This is a genomic window from Paenibacillus taihuensis (assembly GCF_003386535.1).
Lineage (GTDB): Bacteria > Bacillota > Bacilli > Paenibacillales > Paenibacillaceae > Paenibacillus_Z > Paenibacillus_Z taihuensis.
Genome location: NZ_QTTN01000006.1, coordinates 139,014 through 160,359, shown reverse-complemented (window position 1 = coordinate 160,359; position 21,346 = coordinate 139,014). Strand labels below are relative to the sequence as shown.

General features: G+C 39.0%; 13 protein-coding genes. All 13 read right to left on the bottom strand.

Translation table 11 applies throughout. From position 1 onward, the window contains the following. Nucleotides 1-39: 39 nt before the first annotated feature. Nucleotides 40-2,487 (bottom strand): TOTE conflict system archaeo-eukaryotic primase domain-containing protein, encoded by a 2,448-nt coding sequence (locus tag A8990_RS07355; RefSeq protein ID WP_116188361.1) that lies wholly within the window; start codon nt 2,485-2,487, stop codon nt 40-42. 101 nt (nt 2,488-2,588) lie between these two features. Next, complete coding sequence (locus A8990_RS32000) at nt 2,589-2,774, bottom strand: YciI family protein (RefSeq protein ID WP_245995882.1); 186 nt, start codon at nt 2,772-2,774, stop codon at nt 2,589-2,591. Nucleotides 2,775-3,101: 327 nt separating this feature from the next. Next, a complete protein-coding gene (locus A8990_RS07345; RefSeq protein WP_116188360.1) occupies nt 3,102-3,383 on the bottom strand; it encodes a nucleoside triphosphate pyrophosphohydrolase in 282 nt (93 codons plus the stop codon). Nucleotides 3,384-4,283: 900 nt separating this feature from the next. After that, nucleotides 4,284-5,804 (bottom strand): hypothetical protein, encoded by a 1,521-nt coding sequence (locus A8990_RS07340; protein WP_116188359.1) that lies wholly within the window; start codon nt 5,802-5,804, stop codon nt 4,284-4,286. Between the two features lie 2 nt (nt 5,805-5,806). Beyond that, the gene (locus A8990_RS07335) at nt 5,807-7,918 is read right to left on the bottom strand and encodes an ATP-binding protein (RefSeq protein ID WP_116188358.1); all 2,112 of its coding nucleotides are present in this window, start codon (nt 7,916-7,918) and stop codon (nt 5,807-5,809) included. A 244-nt stretch (nt 7,919-8,162) separates the two neighbouring features. Next, a complete protein-coding gene (locus A8990_RS07330; protein WP_116188357.1) occupies nt 8,163-9,425 on the bottom strand; it encodes a DNA cytosine methyltransferase in 1,263 nt (420 codons plus the stop codon). A 63-nt stretch (nt 9,426-9,488) separates the two neighbouring features. Further along, the gene (locus tag A8990_RS07325) at nt 9,489-11,525 is read right to left on the bottom strand and encodes an AIPR family protein (RefSeq protein ID WP_116188356.1); all 2,037 of its coding nucleotides are present in this window, start codon (nt 11,523-11,525) and stop codon (nt 9,489-9,491) included. Next, nucleotides 11,518-12,552, bottom strand: coding sequence for a PD-(D/E)XK motif protein (locus A8990_RS07320; protein ID WP_181909445.1), 1,035 nt, complete (start codon nt 12,550-12,552; stop codon nt 11,518-11,520). Before A8990_RS07320 ends, A8990_RS07325 begins: the two co-directional genes overlap by 8 nt. Continuing rightward, nucleotides 12,527-15,310 carry a Z1 domain-containing protein gene (locus A8990_RS07315; protein WP_116188354.1) on the bottom strand — a complete coding sequence of 928 codons (2,784 nt, stop codon included), beginning with the start codon at nt 15,308-15,310 and terminating at the stop codon, nt 12,527-12,529. Before A8990_RS07315 ends, A8990_RS07320 begins: the two co-directional genes overlap by 26 nt. Next, on the bottom strand, nt 15,307-16,815 hold the full coding sequence (locus A8990_RS07310) for an ATP-binding protein (RefSeq protein WP_220376787.1): 1,509 nt from the start codon (nt 16,813-16,815) through the stop codon (nt 15,307-15,309). Before A8990_RS07310 ends, A8990_RS07315 begins: the two co-directional genes overlap by 4 nt. A 266-nt stretch (nt 16,816-17,081) precedes the next feature. Next, on the bottom strand, nt 17,082-19,529 hold the full coding sequence (locus A8990_RS07305; RefSeq protein ID WP_116188353.1) for a DEAD/DEAH box helicase family protein: 2,448 nt from the start codon (nt 19,527-19,529) through the stop codon (nt 17,082-17,084). Then, the gene (locus A8990_RS07300) at nt 19,510-19,839 is read right to left on the bottom strand and encodes a nucleoside triphosphate pyrophosphohydrolase (RefSeq protein WP_116188352.1); all 330 of its coding nucleotides are present in this window, start codon (nt 19,837-19,839) and stop codon (nt 19,510-19,512) included. Before A8990_RS07300 ends, A8990_RS07305 begins: the two co-directional genes overlap by 20 nt. A gap of 310 nt (nt 19,840-20,149) precedes the next feature. Beyond that, nucleotides 20,150-21,319 carry a site-specific integrase gene (locus tag A8990_RS07295; RefSeq protein WP_116188351.1) on the bottom strand — a complete coding sequence of 390 codons (1,170 nt, stop codon included), beginning with the start codon at nt 21,317-21,319 and terminating at the stop codon, nt 20,150-20,152. Nucleotides 21,320-21,346 lie beyond the last annotated feature (27 nt).

Sequence of the window (21,346 nt, the reverse complement as noted above, 5' to 3'; positions counted from 1 at the left end):
TTTCTCCGCTCCCTATTAATTTAAATTTACGTTTCTCCTTTACAACTCCATCCCCCTATAACCCATTGCACGATAACCTTTTACTCTTTTCTTGTACATGCTCATCAGCAGAGGTACCTGGATATCGATATAATCATAAATCCGGACCTCTTGCTTATTCGCATGTGATCGGTGCAGCCTGCCCGCATACTGCTGCAGACTACCTTTCCAAGAGATGGGATGGACTAGAAATAACGTATCCAACCTGGCATCGTCGAATCCTTCACCTATCAATTTGCCAGTTGCAATGAAGACCCTCTCTTCCGTATCAGGGATGCTCGCTATCCGCTGCCGCAGCTCCTCTCGCTGCTTTTTCCCCATCCCGCCTCGCAGCACAATCACATTCTTCGCGAAATTATCCAACTTCTTCTCAAAATACTCCACATGTGCTGTCCGCTCCGTGAGCAGAATTGGCGATCTTCCTTCCTCCAAGCACTTCAGAATATCGTCAAAAATAAGTTCGTTCCGCGCTTCATCTTCAATTAACTCCTGATAGATCGTCTGTATTGATGGAGTTGGCGTTTGAATGGATAACTGGAATGTCGTGTACCTCGGCAGCACTTTATGTTCAAATCCTCTAACATAAGCTTGCGACTTCGCATCAATGCGAGTACGAATAGGACCGCACTGCATAAGCACGATAGGTTGCTGTCCATCCTGCCGGGTAGGAGTAGCCGTCAGACCAACAACGTATTTGGCATTTGCCTTCTTCAATACTTGCTCGAAACTAAATGCCGATATATGGTGGCACTCATCAACAATAATTTGGCCATACTCCGTTATATAATCTTTAATCTGGCCTTTATTATTTAAGCTTTGAATGACGGCTATATCGACGATCCCTGTTCGCTTCTCCTTACCGCCTCCAATAATACCAATATCTTGTGGACTCCGATCTAGAAAAGTTGCTAATCTTTCCTTCCACTGATCCATCAATTCTCGCCGATGTACCAGTATCAAAGTATTTACTTTTCTAGAAGCAATTATGGATGCTCCTACCACCGTCTTCCCAAAAGCTGTTGTAGCCGAAAGAATCCCCGTATCATGCGCAAGAATGGACCTGGCTGCAGCATCCTGAAGGATTGAAAGCTGACCAGTAAAATTCACGTCCACTTCTATCCCCTTGTTTCTCTCATCGGTGATTACCAACTCCACGTCATGCTTCTCGAATAGATTAATAACCAATTGCAAACAACCTCTTGGTAAAGCAATATGTTTGGAATAGTCCTCCGTGCAGCTTATTACACGCGGTTTTCCATACGTAGGCAGCCGCATCGCTTGCGTTTTATAAAAGTCAGGATTTTGAAAGGAAGCAAGCCGCCTGATTTGATTCATGAACTTCACCGGTAAGCCATTCTTCTCAACATAAATCATATTCGAATGAACAAGATACACCTTCGGTGGAAGAGGTAAATTAACCAAGACTTCATCCATATCCGGCTGCTGTTTCTCCCATGGTTTGTCTTCGTCCATTGTATCGTCCCATGTACCGACGTTTAAGAGGCTCGAATTTCTAGTCAACTCATGAACGCGATTCTGAACCTCGGCAAGGGTCATTTTACTTAAACCAGACAAGAAGCTCCACTGATCCTCGTACGGAGTAAAGTTCTCGTCTATGAAAACCGTATTTCCGTCTTTGCGGGGACCTCCTTGCAGCGGTAGAGCAATCAAATTGCCGAACCCACCTCTTGGCAGCGTATCCTGATTGGGAAATAACCTGTCGTATGAATCCAAACCAAGCTCATATCTTGTTTCCATCGTTCTCGTTAAAAGCGCACAACCGAATTTTCGAGCCAAACTGGCTTCAATGGACTGGTCGAAGAATATCCAAATATGCCCTCCGTTCCCTGAACGGGAACGTTCCAAGGCAGCCGGCACCTTAGATTGTCTGCATGTATCCATGACAGCAGCAGCGTCCTGCTTCCAATTGTGCTTATCGAAATCGATAGCGAGAAACCAGCACTTTTCATCTTCAAGCATGGGGTAAATTCCGATCGTCCTATTAAACTTGGCATCGAGGTGATTAGAAATAGTCTCATCAGTTACAGGAATAAACTCTCTATGCGAGCAGTCCGAACATTTAATCTGAGGCTTCTTACATACAAAAGTCCACTCGTTCTGACAAGCAGGTGAGTATCCTGACTTACCCGCCTTGTTCTCCCATCTGTTTGGGTATAAGTCATCACGGCCTCGAAATAAGCTGCGAAATAATTGAATCTTCTCCATCGGAGTTGAGTAGTTGTGGACACTTCCCTTGATAGGTTCTATATTAGCCTCAGGAACTTTTACTACGGAAGTATCGGTGTATATAGAAATTTGACTCGCATTAATCAACCCTGAATTGTCCTTAGACATCTCTTCAATTTGTTGCTTTAATTGGCGATTCTCAAGACTCAATCGTTCGACCTCTCTCAATGCCATCTCAAGCTTTATTTCCAGATCCTTCATAGTTCCTCCGGTGCATGAGCGTTAATATGACCAGTTTATCATATGAAGAATGACGACTATAACAAGAAAAACCGTCCATTCACTAAGTTAGTGATAAACGGTTAGTCATAGTAGCTATAGCTACATCGTGGATAAAGCCACGCGGAAAGGAATAGCTCGGCTTTCATAACTCCCTCAGCAACAGCAGGGTCCTGTTGCATGAACTGGCGAGCTTCTCTCTCGCCTGTTGCTTTGAAGATGACAATCCCGAACGTCGTCTCATCCAGCGGCGACGTTCTTCCCGCCATAATCAGCGTGCCTTGCTCCAGGTGTTGCTTGAGGTATTGGAGTGCTTGCTTACAACAGCGTTATGGTCTTCGGTCCAGTTCGCTTCGTTGTGTAGAAGAGGGATTAGGCGGAGTGTGTAGATGTATTGTTGGTTTATATGAACAGTCCTTTACTTAGATTAAATTTATAACTTTAGCGCACCGTGGAGGAATTAAGCTAGGATACTTTAAGCCCTGATAGGATGAATCTGTAAAAAAGCCAGTAATTCCTCTAGCTGGGTGCCTAACAAACAGTCTCCTGCCATCACCTAACGTCAAACTCCAATTGTCAGGCATCATGAACCTCAATCAGGTAGATATGATCTTGACTTTTCGCACTTCCTCCAACTGTTCTGGTGTAAAGCCATGGGATTCTGACAATGCGTAGAGCAACTCTAGGACATCTGCCAGTTCTTCGAGTGCTTCAACATCCGACTTTGCGGATAAGTACTCCTCTGTCTCTTCGTTCAACTTAACTCGGAGTTCCTTCCGATACTCTTCTTCATCCAATTTACGTATCGACATCGTACTCCCATTGTTGCTGATAATTTCCGGAATGAGATCCCGGACAAGTTTATTATAAATTGGCATGTTATTAGCTCCTGGCTATACTTTTGAGTTCATTTCAATGTTATTTCATTTCGAATCGTACAGTTTTTGAAAACAACTGGGATAATCCATACATATCATTTGCTTCACAGGAAAAATTTTGTTTAGTTCTCTATTATTTCTAGCTATTTAAGAGAGTTAACTACTTAATCGGTACGACTATTCAGCGCTCCTCCTTAACTCCTTAGATATAACGACCTAAATAAAGAGCAATGCCTTGTGGCATCGCTCAAATATGTTCCTATCTATCTGTCCATATTAAATAAAGTTCTGTTATTTTATCCCCTTTAAACCCGCATTCCACCGTTACTCGATTAAATAATGTTCTGCTAAAAATCCGTGATTTCCCCCTTTTTCTCCTCACCTTTTTTATCACAACTTTATTTGAGTTTGAATAATGTCTTGATAAAAAAATCGGGGAAAGGCTTATGGGATAAGGGTTTTCCCTTTTTCCACTTGTCCTTTCCCCTTGTTTATCACGAGTTTATTTAATTTTTAGCAGGACTTTATTTGATATGGCAAGACTTTATTTATTGTTCACACTATCATAAATTAACAATACTACCGATTCCACATGCACCGTATGCGGGAACATGTGGGAGTTGTTTGAATACTGTGTTAGTTAGATAAGACCCTTGATTTATAAGGGTTTTATCCAACTCGTATTGTTCGATTTGTTTGAGTTTTATTGGTTATTGACGATGTTCGTCAACAAGTCGTCAACAAAAAACGAAAGTTTAAAAAGTGCTCGAGAAAAAGTTGAACCTTTACAAATTCATGTTTAAGAGGCAAGCAATAATTAGGAAGTACTTACTTCATTTAAATTAGTTGATCCTTTAATCTAACGGTCTAATACAGATTGATAATCTTTTGCACTGTTATTTATAAGTTTATCAATCCAACCCTAGAAACAAACGAACTCAGTTTATTTTTTATTTCAGTTAGAATGAGTTCTCTGAAATGTAAAAGCTTATCTTCATTCTTCAAATCGATTTGGGATTCGCTTTGTACAAAATGAAAATTAAAAACCATTTTAACGATTCTACCTTCAATTAGAATATTGGGAGTGCAATAAATGTCATCAGTTTCATTTATGTACAAGAAATTGGAGTCCTCTACCATCATTCCGTATAATGATCGCACTCTCTTTAGCTTAGTTTGTGCATAATCGCATGCTGAAGAAATGTCTAACTTTATTAATGTATTTTTCTCAGAATTAATACTCTCCGAATTTTTAAATATTGAGCTGCTCATTTCAGCAAACGATGTACCATTCTCAATCTTGTATAAGCCCCCTGGCTTACTAGCCTCTTCTTTAATAGCACTTTCGCAAAGTAATTTAAAATTACTATGGCCCGTCATAGTCAAATATTTGTTATGTAACTTTATGAGTATCTCATTATCTGTATGAGTTGAAATATCCGAAACTGATTTAAAAGATATATGATCAGCAGAGCCACTTTTCTTCACAACAAATTTGCTTTTCTTAGTAATTGAATACTCATCTTGACCAAACATTTCCTTTATAGCAGGTTCTTTAATAAATATATAATCTTCTTCATTTATTTCGAGCTGAACTAACTGATTCCAAAGAGCGTCAGGCAACATGTAATTTAATGTTGAAAATGCATTAGTTATGTAGGCTTTAGCTGTTTCACCCAGAGACTTTCCAGCATTGGCTGCCGCCAAATGCTGAATCAGTGTTTTTATATTATTATCCCAGTGAGCATCAAGTTCGGAAAGCAATGAAATCTCATTCACAAGGTTTTGGGTTGATTTATTCACCAAATCTTCCCACATCAATAGAGCTGCTAAAGAATTCATTCCCTTCAGTTTTTCATCTAAATGTTGAAGCAATCTATCAATTATATCATCTTTAAAATCGACCCGCTCAGAAGTCTCTAACCCCTGGTTTTGTAATATTTGTAACACGTGTTCCTTAATTTCGGTATTTTTGTTATCTTCTAGTGTAGCTGCTATTTCCTCGTATATTTCATTTTTTTCAATAATTCGCTCAATAAATTGGTTTTTTTCTATATTTGTTATTAAAAAAGGTCTGGGCACATCAGTATGATTTTCTAGCTCCATTTTAAAGTCTGTAAAATATTCATTCGTGTGCTTACTCCAAACACAAAGAATGTAAGGTCCATTGTTAATACTTATTGAGTGTTTCATTAATGTAAATAAATGACTTACTATTGACCTAGAATCTGTAACATAAGAAAATCGCATATCAAGAAAAACTAGTCGAACTCCTTCGAGTGGTTTTAATGGTTTTGAATGGACCTTCCCGTCCCAATATAATGTATAGATTTCTCTCTTTGATAAAGATTGCATTATTGGTAAGGCTTCTTCAATTCTATCGTCAATGATTAATACTTTGTTAAAAAATGATGCTTCCAAAATCACTTAGCCTCCTTAAAAGATAGTGCGATAATAGCGCCTTGTTTATACTCGGTAGGTAAATGTATGTCATTAAAATCTGGAAAAAACAGGTTGCCCCCATGTTGCTTCATAATTTCGCTAGCCAAATGAAGCCCTAATCCCATTCCGCCTGGCCTATCAGTTATAAATGGTTTTGTTATTATTTCTGTAGGTATAGTGAAGCCTTTCCCATTATCAGCTATAATCACGCTTATATATCCCGAGATATCTTTAGTTATATCAATATATATCTTTTTATTAGGAACTTTTGCATAATGTAGCCACCAAATCGAATTATCAATAATATTTATAATAGTACTTGCTAAAAGACTCTCATTACCCTTAACTTTTTCATTTATATTGAGGTATGACTTATCAATCTCAACTTCATGTGCTGAAAGTCTAAAATCAACCATATAGAGGGATTGATCGATCATTTTCTTTAAATCAAATGATTTTATTGATTTAGATTTAACGACAGAAGCATAACCGTCAGTTAAATTCCCTAATCTTTTGACAAGGGATTTTACATGGTCAGAAGTTTTCTCTGAATTTATAACGTATTCAAGCTCTGCAAGTATTTTTTCTATTTCATGCAAAACCACGCTCATACTCAATCCTGCACTTGAACTCTTTTGATAAATTTCTGTAATATGCTTATAATCCCTCTCAATATTTTCTAAACATCCGTAAATCTCTTTCTTCACCGCATTATCTTGAATTTTATTGTTAATTTTTTCTTTTAAAGTCGCAATTTCAGCCATAACTGGCTCCGATTTAGATGTTACCCCATAATACTTTCTTAAATATTGTTTATCTTTTGCTCTGTCTCTTTCAAATTTCTGAACCGCAAAAGTAACAGCATCCCGAAAGGTTCTGTAGGCAGTGTCCTCAATGAAACCTTCTCGATTAGTTTTTTCTCGCAGATCCGAACTTTTATCCCTGTTTACATTGACACTACCTAAGACAAGGTTAGCACTTATTTTATCTCCGGGAGCATTTACGCGACTAGATTCCAGACCTAGCCAATCGTTTTCACCGGACGTATAAATTTTAATGTTATCTCTATAGACAAATATCCCACCATTTGAGCCCATGTATTTTTTCAATCCACTTAAATCCCGGTCACCTAATTTATATATTGAAGAATCTAAGTCAAAGCTAAGTAACTCAATCTCAACATCACCAATGTTATATTGGGATATATCGATAGGTGCGAGTTCCTTCCTTCTCTTCCCTTTTTCGGTTACTACTCTCTGTTCAAGTACCATATCAATTTCTTCAATCTTATCAATTCTTTTCTCAAGTTTAGAAAGCGAATTCCAAGGTATAAACTCATATTTATAATCTCTGATTTTATTACCAGAAAGCTTCATACTAGCTTTGAATAAGGCATAGTCTTTTATTTCTTCAAATTTCAACAATCCTTTTAGCCAATCTTCTTTATCAACTCTGAAATCAATACTAAAAGAATCTAGAGCTTTAAATGGCGAATTCAATGATGTAATTGAACGTTGTAAATCTCTGGTTTTGCCCCGTGTCCAAGTACCCTTAAGTTTTTCAATAATAATCTTTGTCCCTTTTGGACTATTGTTTATATATTTGATTGTCGGCTTTCTTTCGATAATATTTATCGGAACATCTGAAAGATACTTGCTTGAATTAAATTTCTCCCAATCAATATGTAAAAAGACCTCATTATTTCCCTCTGAACGGGTAATCAAAGTAATTTTGTTTCCTAATTTATGAACACCAAATCTTCCTATTCCTTTTTCCCCCATAGGAAGTCTATTAAGTTTACTTTTCAACTTTTTTCCTAACATTTCCTTAAGTTTCTCTTCTTTAAAGTCAGTCCCAGGTTCCATCCAACAATTCTTTACAATTTCTAAAGACATTCCATCACCATCATCTTCGATAACAATCCTTGAAAGATTAGGTTCATCTAAATTTTCTATAGAAATCCTCACATTTTTGGCATCTGCGTCATATGAGTTTTTAATTAATTCTAATACGGCAATATTTTCATCTTTTATTAGTTGTTCTCCTAATTGGGACATTAATCTAGCTCTCGGCTTAAATGCTACTGCTTCCATTTATGGTCTACACCTACCTTTTCAGATACTCATTAAATTCATAATTCGACATAAGGGACTATTTACCTGCACCTAGTTTATTGAAGATCCTGATATCCGATTCTTAAATAATTAACCTTGTATTTCAATCAACCATATAACCACTTCTTAAAGGGCAATTGAATCAACCAAATTTGAATACTTTATTTAAGTAAACAATATATTGGACAGTAACTACTTATTAAAAAAGCTATCCTTTTTTTCATCAAAAGGATAGCTCTATTTGCCGATCTAATTTATTCTCTAACATCTGCTTAATTTTTTCGGCGATTTTCTCTGCCATCAAAGGCGGGACTGCATTTCCAATTTGTGTAAAAGTCGCAGTCCTTGGTCCTTCAAAAAAAAAGTTATCAGGGAACGACTGAATTCTTGCCGCTTCTCGTACAGATAAAGAACGTAACTGTTTAATATCTGGATGAATGTAATAATGGCCGTCCTTCGCAATATGTGCAACCATAGTATGAGAATAATTCAAGTCCATGGCTACAACCTTAAAACGATCCAAAAATGCGGTAATATTTTTATGAGTTCTATTTTCCTCTGGAATATCCGTGTATTTCAAACGCTTTTTCTCAATATCCCATTTATCTATTGCTAGCCTGTAAATTCCTCTGTCATGTTCATTATGAACCCTACTAATATGCTGTACTAAAATGTCGTCATCCGATCGGATACCGTATTTTGTAAGATACTCGGAAGGTGGCGTAGCATAAAGATAGTCCTTTGTCTCTCCGGGTTGAAGTGCAGGCACATCATTAAGAATATCTGAGACTAAGTATTTATGATTACTTTCACCAAACTCTGGGTAGAAAAAATCAGTCCCCTTCACCCACCCAATCAATATAACACGACGTCTTTTTTGTAAGACTCCAAACATGCTTGCATCAAGAATTCGCGCTTCAATATTGTATCCAGCCTCATCCATAATCCTTTTTACATCTTCGAATAACATTCCCTTTCCCGCGGTCAGAATACCAGGTACGTTTTCGAAAACAAACAACTTGGGTTTGTACTTCTCTAAAAATTTCACATACTGCTGATATAAATAATTTCTAGGATCGTGCTCTTTATTATAAGGATCTCGCGCTCGACCAACTAATGAATAAGCCTGGCAAGGGGGGCCCCCAATTAGAACATCTACAGCTGAGTTTTCTTTATTTTCGAGACTTTCGTCAATGGTTTGGAATAATTCATCAATACTCTGATTAGAAATTTCTCTATTCAATACAGTTTTTAATACCTTAGAATCTACTTCCTGATAGAGTTCATCTCTGCTAATTAGATTTTCAAGGTATCTATGATATACGTCTAATCTGCCGTTTTTTTTAAGATAGTGATATGCTGCACGTGTTTTAAGAGTCTGAGCAGCGTAAGCATCCATCTCAATATGGGCCACCGGTTCAAAACCTTGACGTATAAATCCTTCTGATAAACCACCGGCACCTGCAAATAAATCGATAAAATTCATAGACAATACTCCCGAAATCAATATTATAACTCATTATACCAGGTTAGGAGACAAATATAAACACTACGAAGTAATTCGCTGATCATCCAAGAAAAATCCAAGCATATCTAAATCAGCTAATATTTTTTCAGCATGTATCGCTTGTTTAATAGAAGGCGTAGTTCCTTGCTTAGCTATTTTCCCCAAACTAAAGGCGAGACTTCTCTGCCAAGGGAGCAAGCTATTAGTTTCTTTACTCCAAGCCGCTATATCAAACCATATTTGTGAATCAATTTTTTTGATCTTATCAATCAGCCTTAAATGCTCACTTTTATCATCACTTATCTCTGTCTGTTCAACTTCAACCAATTCTTCGAAGAGTTCGGCAGAAAGTTTAATCTCGTGTTTTTTAAAGCCATCCCAACACTCGGCCTTCTTACACCATTCGGTTACGTTTCCATTTCCAGGGGCATTAATTATGTGACGATGAGCATACCCAGAAATTTGAATAATCGCCCTCTCTAGCGCAGGTGAAATATCTTGTTCTCTCCAAATTCTATCAAGGTTTATCCTTTTTTGAGTGGCATGGGTTAACCACGCCAAAGTATAGGTTACAATATTTGCTCTATATCCTCCATACCTCTGTTCATGAACGAGTTTCTCAGTTTTATGAAATAATATTGCCTTGGCAACAAGCCTTTCAAAATATCTTTGATCTGGAAGAGAAGAGACCGATTCTTCGCTATTAATAACAGTAAACTCATTAAAGTTTTTTTGGGCGCCTCTGCTCACAAAATAAGGTAACTGATTCCAAGTATTCTCAAATTTAGCTAAATCAGTTTTAGTAAACAACTGACTTTTGGGGTGAGTAAAATCAAACTGCTTCTTTTGTGCTGCAGTAGAGGCACGACCTTTCTCATCCAAGTACTGACCTCTGGCTCTCTCATAGAACCATCTAGTCTGTCTCTGCAAGCCATTTTTCGCGGGTGCCCAAATCGTCCTTGAAAGTTCTTCAACTTTGCGATGAAAAGGATCGTTCGCTGAAAAATCAGCTGTTTGAATTTTATTTTGATTATTCGCATATTCAGAAATACGAGGGACAATTTCGTCAATTTTACTTGAGTCTAATATTACGGTCAGTTTAACTTGTACATACAAATCATTCATATCTGCCTTGTCTTTTTTAAAAGCATGATAAATTGAGGCGGTGGTTTGACCGCCATTTACAATCTGGAGATCCTTTACAGCTTTCATGGCTATTGTCCCATTATCTAAATTTATCAATTCGATGTTCTCGGCAACAGCAGAAAGGCCGTTATTGTATGCTAAGAACATGTGTGGTTCAAATCGGATAGTGGAACGAATTCCTTTATTGACATTGCCTCTTGCCTGCAGGAAAGACCTCACATTGCGTTCCAACAGTCTGGGACCAAATTGGCCGTAAATACTCACAAGAACCTGTCCGGGAAATATAGCTAAATATGTCATATAGTCCGGATTTTCTTCGGGCATGGGCAAGCAAGGAATTGCTTGCCCGTGCTCAGCGAAATCGATTTCTATCGCTTCCCGTTTCTGTCCGGAACTCCATGAACGATATAGCCTCTCAATATCCCACACCTGTATCTGTATCGGGATGCCATTTACCGAAGGCTCTTCCAAAACAACTGACTTTGCTAATCCATCTGTTATGTATACAATTTTCAATTCTGTTAATGTTTCTTTGCTCTCAAATAGTTGTAATGCTAAATCAAATACAGGTGATGCTTCCTCTAGTGAAGTATGCAAACCAGACAAAGCTTTTTTAAAAAAATTTATACCCCTTTTGGTTGCAGCCTCCACATCACTTTTACGTACTGATTCAGGGGGACATGCCGCAGTGTAATTTGCCATAAAAAGAACCATTTGGTCAAGCTCTTCAGAAAAGCTATAACCATTAATCTGCATGCCTCTTCCACGGTAAGAGCAGACATCACTGTCTTCAATTTCATCGAATTCAGATAAGTAGTCCATAAATAGTCTCGTAAACTGGTCCTCACGGAAATTCTCTTCGCCGTCCATTTCCGATAAGCTAATAATCTCTTGTTGAAAGTCTTGTGCGAACTCTAACAAATTATTACCCATAGGAAGCAGCATCCCCTATCATGCTCAGCACAGCATTTTCTTGCACCAAGTAATGTTTACATTCAGATATCATAATCGAGTACTTGACGTCTCCAACACCTTCAATTAGGTCATTTTCTACGATCCTCGGGAAGCCTTCAGTTACCTTAAAAAGATTGTATTCCCTAATGCTATAAACCGGAACTTTATAACGCTCAGAATGTATATCCAAATAGCCTGATTCAAACAATTTATCCTCAAATAGTTCTGTCACTAGAGGGGCATTATCAATTTTTTCTCTAATAACTTGAATAATTTGATTCAGGGAGAACCCTAGACCGGATTGATTATCCAAGGAAAAATGGCATAAATACAATTCTCCAGACTGACTATTATCTAATTGCCTTTCGCTTGAAATATATACTTTCTGGTGCTGTTTACTTATTGAAGTCTTCACTTCTAAAGCGCAAGTCTGAAATATGAAGTCATGAACGGTTCTTTCCGGACCTCTCCAAGACCTGATGACAGTATGACTGTTTACTCCAAATTCAATTAAACGATTCAGGAAATAAAGTTCACCAAAGAGCCCCCTCTGGGCTTCTTCTCCAAGCCCCTCAAAGTGGAACCTCTCCAAAAATTTTTGCCACCTTAAAAGCCTCGAGATAACAATTTCTACTGAGCGCTCAGTGTCCTGTGGACCAAGATGCCCCAAGATATCTTTTATTAATGATACAAACAAATCATGAAACTGCGTTTTTTTAACAATAATGAAAAGCGAAAGATAATTCTCCTGTTCATCTCCCAGATACCGAATGCTTGCCTCAAAACCGTTTGTTTGAGGCAATGCGCCTAAATTTCGTAATACTTTATACGGAGCTTCGAACACAAATAATCGTTTTCCAGTTTCAATCTCAACACCCAGGAAAAGATTATTTTTCCATTGAGGCATAATAAGTCTCTTAATTATGCCATTTCTTCCGTCTCCTGCTTCAATAGATTCTTCTATCTGTCGCCAAACAGACTCAATATTGCTCTTCATCGTCGCCATATACATTTCTCCAATAAGTGGTATCAACAAGGTATTCAATCTGTACTGACTTATGGCTTTTCGGAAAACTAATGGAATAACCGATTATGGGTTTTTCAGAATCTGGGTAAGGAGCACGCAGAGGATAAAGCAATAACAGTCCTTTTTGCTTAGACCTAACAGCTCTTATATATGGTCCACTCGGCTCCATCGGTTCTTCCATCCCTCTTCTTTTCGGATTGTTCCTCCAAGCTGTAATGGTCATTTCTAAAGCAGAGGTTATTTCTGATTCATCTAAATCATACTTGTATTCATCAACAGGACTGAGCAATCTGCCTTTTGGTAACATCCATTTTTTTGAATCTTTCTCACTATCGTCTCTTCTTTCTATAAGTCCAACGTCTAAACCTGCTATTTTATCCTTCGTTCCTCTTCTGCTGGATATTAATATCACAGTCCATTCCTTAAGCTCATCTTCAAGTAATAACTTTTGGATATATTTGCATAAAGTTGATGGTTCAGCTTTTCGGGACAAGGGATGCGTCCTATATCCTTCAAGCAATTCAATTATTCTTTTACCTGTAATTCCCGTCCACCGCCATGAGCCATCAATAGGTTCTGGTGTACTTAATTGGGAAAGCCAACTGTTTACGTGCGAATAATTTTTCTCCGCAATATCTTTGTTCTTGTGGAATACTACCGTCTCACTAATCCCCCCTGAAAATGAAACTGCCATTTTTGTTCCATGTTTCAATTTGTTTGAGGCAGTGATTTGCAATCCATCAGGATGAGTACGAACCCTAAGACCATAATCCATAGGGGTTCCTCCCGTAGCTGCCATGTAATCAAATTCCTTGCGAAGCTCTTCATTAGCCATAGCTATATGTTTATACCAGCCTATAAGCTCCTCGCTGGTATAAAGTCGGCATAAGTCCAAATATCCTGGCCTGTATCCAAACCATCTTCCCATCTGCATTAGGGTGTCGTACATTTTAGATGCACGTAGATAATAACTTACACTTAAGCCTTCCAAAGTAATACCGCGGGATAATTTGTCACCACCAATAGCGATAACACTCATACCGTTCGGGTGGTCCTTATAGTCTAAAACATCTTTTGCAGAACCGTTTATGGCTTTAATTTGAATTTTCGCCGCGGCGTCATATAGATGCTGTTCAACCTTTTCCCACTCTAAGTTTGTTATTTGGGGATCATCCACAACTTTCTGAATTTCAACTGTTGCATTCGAAAAATCTTCTTCCCAGATTTGTTTTAGTTCATCAATTATTGGGTTTGTGGAATTCCCGGAACCAAACTCTAATAGATTTTGAACTCTTGTCAGTTCTTGAAGAACAAGATCCTTTATCAATCCCTGAACAACCGTAAAGCGTGTGATATGAATTAGCATCGACTTATGGTCAGTATTTTGCCCTCTTGCCATCCTTGCTGCACATGAAATAACAAATACTTTAATTGCTTTTTTAAGTGTAGGTGGGAGTGATTTTACAGGAAAATCTTTTTTATGCCGATCCGGGATATGAAGTTCATAATCATCAACTTCCTCAACAATGGGTAGCCCCGGATGTTCATCTAATCCGAGCTCTCCATTATCGTCTAATCCAAATACCTGCACTGGACCTATGTAGTTAGAGGGAGCCGGCAGATTAATGATAAAACTCCGAGGGAAGAGGTCCTCCCCGTATTTTTTTACATTTCCACTGTCGTCCGGTGGATATATAAATATATTAGCAAATGGTGTTGCAGTGTAGCCTACATAAGAACTTTTTTGAAAGGTTTTTAAAAGCTGTCTAATTAATCGGTTTATTGTGGTGGGATCGGTATTTTCCAGTATTGTTCCGTTCTCATCTCTTTTAGCTTGCTTTCCATCGACTGAAGCATTATCAGCTTCATCATCTATAACCAACAACGGAATATTATCGCGCGTTATCTCTCCCGTTTCGGGATCAACCCTTCCGTCACTTTGAATCCATCGTAAAAGATTCTGAAGCACCGAAGCATTCTTTTTTACTACTAATATAACCGGGTCACCACCCAACATAAATCCAACATTTCTGGCAATTTGGGTTCGGTAATCCCCGTCTTCGGCACTGCTAGTTAATGAATGAATAACCAAATCACCATGTTCAACAAGTTTGCCAACACCGACTTTTCTGTTAGAATTGCTGTATTGCCTACTCAACCGCGTATCATAGCCGAGAAAATCCTCGTCTAGTCGGAGCTGTGTTTGACTACGCAAATCATTATGTATTCCCGCCATAACAATGATAAGTTTATATCCCGCATCAGCAGCCTTACATATGAGTCCTGTATAGTTAAGGGTTTTACCGGACTGCACATAACCTACCACCATGCCTCTTCTGTCCCACTCCCCCTGTCTTTTAGGATCTTCCAAGCTGCCTAAAATATTATCTGTGAGTCCGTGAAGTTTAGAGATAACAATAGAAGGATATGATTTGACATCTTCTAAATAATGTCTATATCGATTCCAAAACCCCCAAGTTATCTCACTTTTTCGATCAGGTAACCAAACAATATGATCGCGATCGTCTCTGAGTTGAGTTTCATTTGCAACATACACATTATTAATACTTAATAAATCCCGATATAATCTTTCTTCATCAATAATTTGATCTGGATAAAGTACATGTAACATTGCCAATACAGGTTGTATTGAGTTTTTAATAATATCCGATGTAACAATATCGTATTGCCTTAATATTACCATGACATGGCTTTTGGCAACGTCCAATAAATTCATGTATTCTCCTCCTCAAATTCTTCGCAACGGGCTATAACGTATTCCTTATACAAATCAAATGGCTCCATTGCTAACAATCTTTTTTTTATATCATTTATCGTCAAACCTTGATTTAATAACGCCTTAATGCTATTTTCCAATGCTGCATTTAACTCTTTGGGTGGCTCATCTTCAAAAGGGCCTTTTATATTATCTGATTGCTCCGAATAGTTAAGTAGAATCATTGGGATTGGAATTGTCTCCTCCAGCATTCTTAGTAATGATTCTAATACCTGGTTTTCATTATTGCTTTTACTACATTCGCGAATTAATGGATGTTCACGATTTATCTTATAAGATACCTTGCCATGCTTTAAACTCTGTTTCCATAAATATATAAATTCTGTACTAGTCGTACGCGAGACAACTTTCCCTCGGTGCCTGTATATATTTGAAGCTCTTTCTCGAGTCAGCTTAGCTATCCTCTTAAGATCTTGCCTAATATTTTGAGGGGGACGTGCTTTCGATTTCTTAACATCTATTGACCATTCTTGATCAAGGCTATTAGGTATATCAATCTGGATCCGAGCTAGTTTATAATGTTCTTCCATTTGAAAACCAAGTCCCAGCCAATCGCCTGCTACTAGCATTCGCTTATTACGATACACATAGAAGCCTTGATGTGCATTCCATCCCTTTGTACCTGCACCATTTAAATGATCTTCTTGCGATATTTTTGAATGATGTGGTAGTATATATGGTCTTACCTCTATTCGTTTGCCATTTACAAATAACGGTTCAACAGTTAGTAATTCCGTCGCCTTCTGATCGATGAGAAATGGATTCCATGGGGACACCAGCTTGCCGTTAAACCAAATTTTTAGTGGATTGGGACCTTCCAAATATCTATGGAATACCATCGCCAAATGCTTCTTTACGAGAGCAGCTTTCTCTAGAAAATGGTCATGAGCCCGATCATCATCAACTACAGCTTCTTCATCCACAACCCTGTCAAGTTTATCCCAAACAACAAGTGTACCTTGCTCTATTCCCTCAAAAGATTCTGACTCTAAATTATTAGATCCCTTTTTCAACAAACGCCACTGCCCACAATTTGAAATATAATCCAAATCCCAACATCTTACTGATATATCTCTTTCCTTCATTTTTGAAGCTACGGTCAATTGTTTGCATTGCGAGAAAGTAGCAGTCTTTAACCCCAGTCCAAATCTCCCCAAGTCATTTGCCGGTCTTGGTAATAACGGATTTTTTGATCCAAGTATCATTGCCTTAACGAGTTCCTCTTGTGTCATCCCTATCCCGTCGTCCTTGATAGAAATCCAAGAAAAAGCTCCGTCCCAAAAAAAGTTCACCCAAACATTTTTAGCTCGGGCTGTAATGCTATTATCAATCAAATCTGCCAAAGCCGTAGCCAAATCATAACCAAACGACCTTATGGAATGAATTAGTGAATCAGCTTTCGGTTCGGCAATGTCATATTCTATATCACTTTGGGTTTCTGCCACCGCTATCGCCTCACTTCATTTTCATATTTATATCAAATGAAATTCGACATATTCCCTAGGTCTTCCTTCCTTAATACATTTTTAGGGAGCATTGTATAAGAATAATATTACCCGACATACAAGGTTGGACATTTGGGGAAATATCTTGATATTGAGGGCAATAAGTAATGGTTTTGATTTCGGGCCTAGACTATCATAAGTGCAGAATTAATAGAAGAAGTAATAGAGCCTCTAGTGCTTAAGGATTATATATGAAGACCCCATCATTACTGAAGGGGTCCTTGTTTCTGCTCTTTACGCTCAAAATGATGATGCAGCCTATAAAGGCAAATTTCTTTTGTCCAGCGATACAGGATAGACCGATGCTCATAAGCGGGCTCAATCTTTAGACTAAACACCCCATCCTCGAAGCGGGTCATACTCCCTTTAGCCGAACCCCACTTCGTCATAGGCATGCGTTCAATAAGCTGGCTAACTCCGGTCTCATTATATTCCCAGAGCCGTTTTGAGTCCTTGTCGGAGAAATCGATTCGTCTACGGTACTCCTTTCCCATAAGGTAACCGTGAAAGAACGCTGCTACCTCCTTAGCGGTAACGGACTCCGCCCAATGCTCCGGTCCCCGTTCGAGCATATAAAGGAGAACAATCATTTTATAGCTCTTGGTCATGACCGTCTTTTCAACATCACGGACCCAAGCTTCATATAGATAATATACTTCCTCTTCTTCCTTCGTTAAGCATTCGGCCCATTGAAGAAAACCAACGTAAGAACCGAACTCATTCCGATACTCCCAGCTGTTGGATCTGCCGTACAGGTGAAGCTCTAGATAAGTAGGAATTCGCCCGAGCTCATTCTTTAGATCAAGGAAAGAACGATGCAAACGCTCGCGATGCGGCAGCTTCTTACGGCTTAATTCATCGAGCAGGTTAATAACTGCCGTCTCCAGATGAAGCTCACATCCGACCGGTACCGATGGAATAACAGATTCCTTTGCTGTCCACTTTGCTTCCCCTTCACTTGCAAATAATCGAAGCTTCACATCTGCATTTCTGTAATTTCCAATTAAATCAATGATAGTACAATGTGACTTCTGCTCTAATAGTCGCAACCCCCGGCCAACCTGCTGTGTGAAAACCGTTAAAGATTCCGTTGGCCGAACAAATAGCAAGGTATCTACACTAGGTATATCTACACCCTCATTAAATAAATCGACGGTAAATATAACCTCTAAATCCCCTCTGGCTAGTCGTGCAATCGTCTCTTCCCTTGTAATTCCTGCTGTCCCAGAGTGAAGACTGACCGCTGATACTCCCTTATCTTCAAAATAGCTCGCCAAAAAATCCGCCTGCCGAATGGACGAGCAAAAACCGATCGTTCTAGTTTGCTTGTACTCTGTCCAGGCATCATAGATTTTGTCGGCCAGTGTTTGTTTTAGCTGCGCAGCAGTCAGCTGTTCATCATCATAGTGCGTTCCAAGCCATCGGATGGATGAATAATCGGTATCATCATAGACGCCAAAATACTGGAATGGGGACAACCAGCCACGACGAATGGCCTCAATAAAATGGATTTGGTAAGCAACGTTTCCGTCACAAAGAGCATACACATCCTTGCCGTCCATCCGGTCTGGTGTTGCCGTGATGCCAAGTAAAAACTTCGGTTTAAAATATTGGATCACCGATTGATACGAATTCGCGGCAGCATGGTGGAATTCATCTACCACGATAAGATCAAACTGATCCTGATCAAAGGATTCTCGATGCTTTTTCATCCCAAGGGTGTAAATCGAAGCAAACACACAGTCTGCATCTCTCTCTTTCATGACTCCGTTATAGATACCGAAGGTTTTGTCCGGCATGATGCGCTGAAACGATCGTTTCGCCTGAAAGAGAATCTCTTCACGATGGGCTACGAATAGTACACGATTAAAGCGCTGAGCAAAAAAGCCCGCAAGATAGGTCTTCCCAAGTCCCGTGGCCATGACAACCATGGCTTTATCATATTCTTCTTCTAACGTTCTCTCTAATGCTTCCAATGCATCGATTTGAGCAAATCTGGGATGGATAGGAGTTTGTTCGCCGTCCGATACTGTTTTTTCATCAGGTTTACCCGTATGTTCATTGCAGTATTCATCCTCTTCCATTTCGGTGATCATGCGGATTAACTCCGGATTTTTACGATGACAGGTGCGGTATTCCTCAGCATAGATAGCAATGGTATGCTCATTTAACGGTAATGTTGAATCGTGGTAGAAATTCTGCATGAACTTGTCCAAAGCTACTTGGAAGGTATAAGGCTCAGCTTTTGCATTCATCGCTAGGTTCCATTCCATCCCCATTCTCATAGCAGACATGGAGAAGTTGGAGGAACCGACGATAAGCAGCCCTTCACCATTTTCATAGTCAAACAGATAAGCTTTAGGATGGAAGGATGTTCCCATACTTCGCCATAGCCGTGCTTCCAGCCGTGCATCAATATCGAGTAAAGCCCGAAGCCCTTCTGGCTGCGTAACAAAAAGATAATCACCGGCAAGAACCTTAACTTCAGCTCCCCGCTCTATCGCACCTTTCAGATGGGGCGCCAACAAGCGCACCCCCGACTGCATGATAAAGGAAGTCAGAATATAGATACCGGATGCATTCTGCATCCCGGTAATCAACTCGTCAGCTAAGTTTTCTGTAATGAGTTTGACATTAAGCGTTGTCGTCGACATCGATTAGATACACCCGCTCCTGAAATCCGCCTCGCGCTTCCGCCTTCTTCTCTCTCAAGGCTTCAAGTTGCTCCCATGTTGCACCATGTACGGTGGCCAACGCCCGAATGATCTCAAGCATATCCGCAAGTTCTTCTAATGACTCTTTTGGACCTTGAGCTGAGAAGTATTCCTCTGACTCTTCCTTAAGCTTTATGACCAGCTCTTTTTCATACTCTTCCTCATCTAAAATACGTGTACGGCATTCCTTACCATTTGCTTTGATCACTTGGGGAATAAGATCACGAACAAGTTTATTGTAAACCGGCATGGGTATTTCATCCTTTATGGGTTTAATTAGTATTATTGTATCACATGAATGTCATTGAGTTTACAATACCCCGTCTGAATGGGTCAGTCATTCCGAATGATTCTCTGTCATATGAACTCTACTTAAAACTATTCAATTATTTCTACAAAAAAGGGATTCCTTCAAGTAGCTTACTCTACTTAAAGGAATCCCCGTTGTCCATTACGGACTTAATAAGTCTGATTCTGCAAATGCTCATTTCAAGCTTGAATAATTTTTATACTAATCCATTAAGTGAAAACCGTCAATAAACTCTCTCCTCAATAGAAACTTACACTTTTGTTTTTCTCTTTTTCAATGGAACAATGGAATTAAACTTATTTGCGGCTTCCCGGTCGGCCGACTGAAGTGCATGGCCATATACATTCATTGTGGTAGTGATGCTGGCATGCCCAAGTCTCTCTGAAATGATTTTCGCATGGACACCTTGATTTATTAATAATGTCGCGGAAGTATGTCTCAAATCATGAAACCGGATGTAGCGAAGATTATTCTTCTTCAAAAAGTTACGAAACCACAGATAAGGCGTCTCCGGGTAATATGCATTGCCTTCTGAATTTGAGAATACAAAGAAATGATCTCCTCCCTTCCAAGCATCACCTAACGTTAATCTCTTTTTGCGAGAGTATAAGTAGTATTCTTTCAAATTCTCAATGATCGAGTCCGGTAGAGATATTTTTCTTTTAGACTTTTTAGTCTTTGGTTCAGTTATGATTCTTTCTCCGTTCTCTGATAGTGAGATACTTTGCTTAACTTCAATAATTCCAGTGTCTACATTAATGTGTTTCCATTCCAGCCCAACTAGTTCCCCTCGTCGAAGACCAGTTGTTATTGCTAACAAAATTAAAATTTGCCAATGGAATGGTTCCTTTTCTAGAGCATCAAATAATATACTGATTTCATTTTCATCGTACACATCAATCTCTTTTTGTATCACTTTAGGCTTTTTAACATCCGCAACAGGGTTGTTTTTGATAATGCGCCATTCAGTAGCCCTTGAAAAAATATTCTTAAGTATGCGATAGAGATACTCTAATGTTCCGGAAGCAAGCGGACCTTCTTTCCCATCCTGCCGTTGTTCGCTGGAAAGGAAGTTAACAATATGAATCGGCATTATTTTGTCTAAACGAATATGTCCAAACACCGGCAGAATGCGATTTTTTAAGAACCTGTCATAGATATCAAGCGTTTTTACACCGAGCTCTTTTCGAGCGTGCTTTTCACGCCATTCATCTACAAACGCTGAAAAAAGCATTTTTTCAGGTGCAATATACTCACCCGCTTCAACTTCTGTCTCGAATTCAGCGAGCAATTTGCGCGCTTCGCGAATACCTTTAGCTTTCACGGTCCTTGTATACCGATTTCTTGTTCCATCAGCTTTGTTGCCGGCCTCGACTACTAATAGCCATGAGTTATCTCCTCGCTTTTGAACACTTGCCATTCAGAGATACCATCCCTTCGATATATG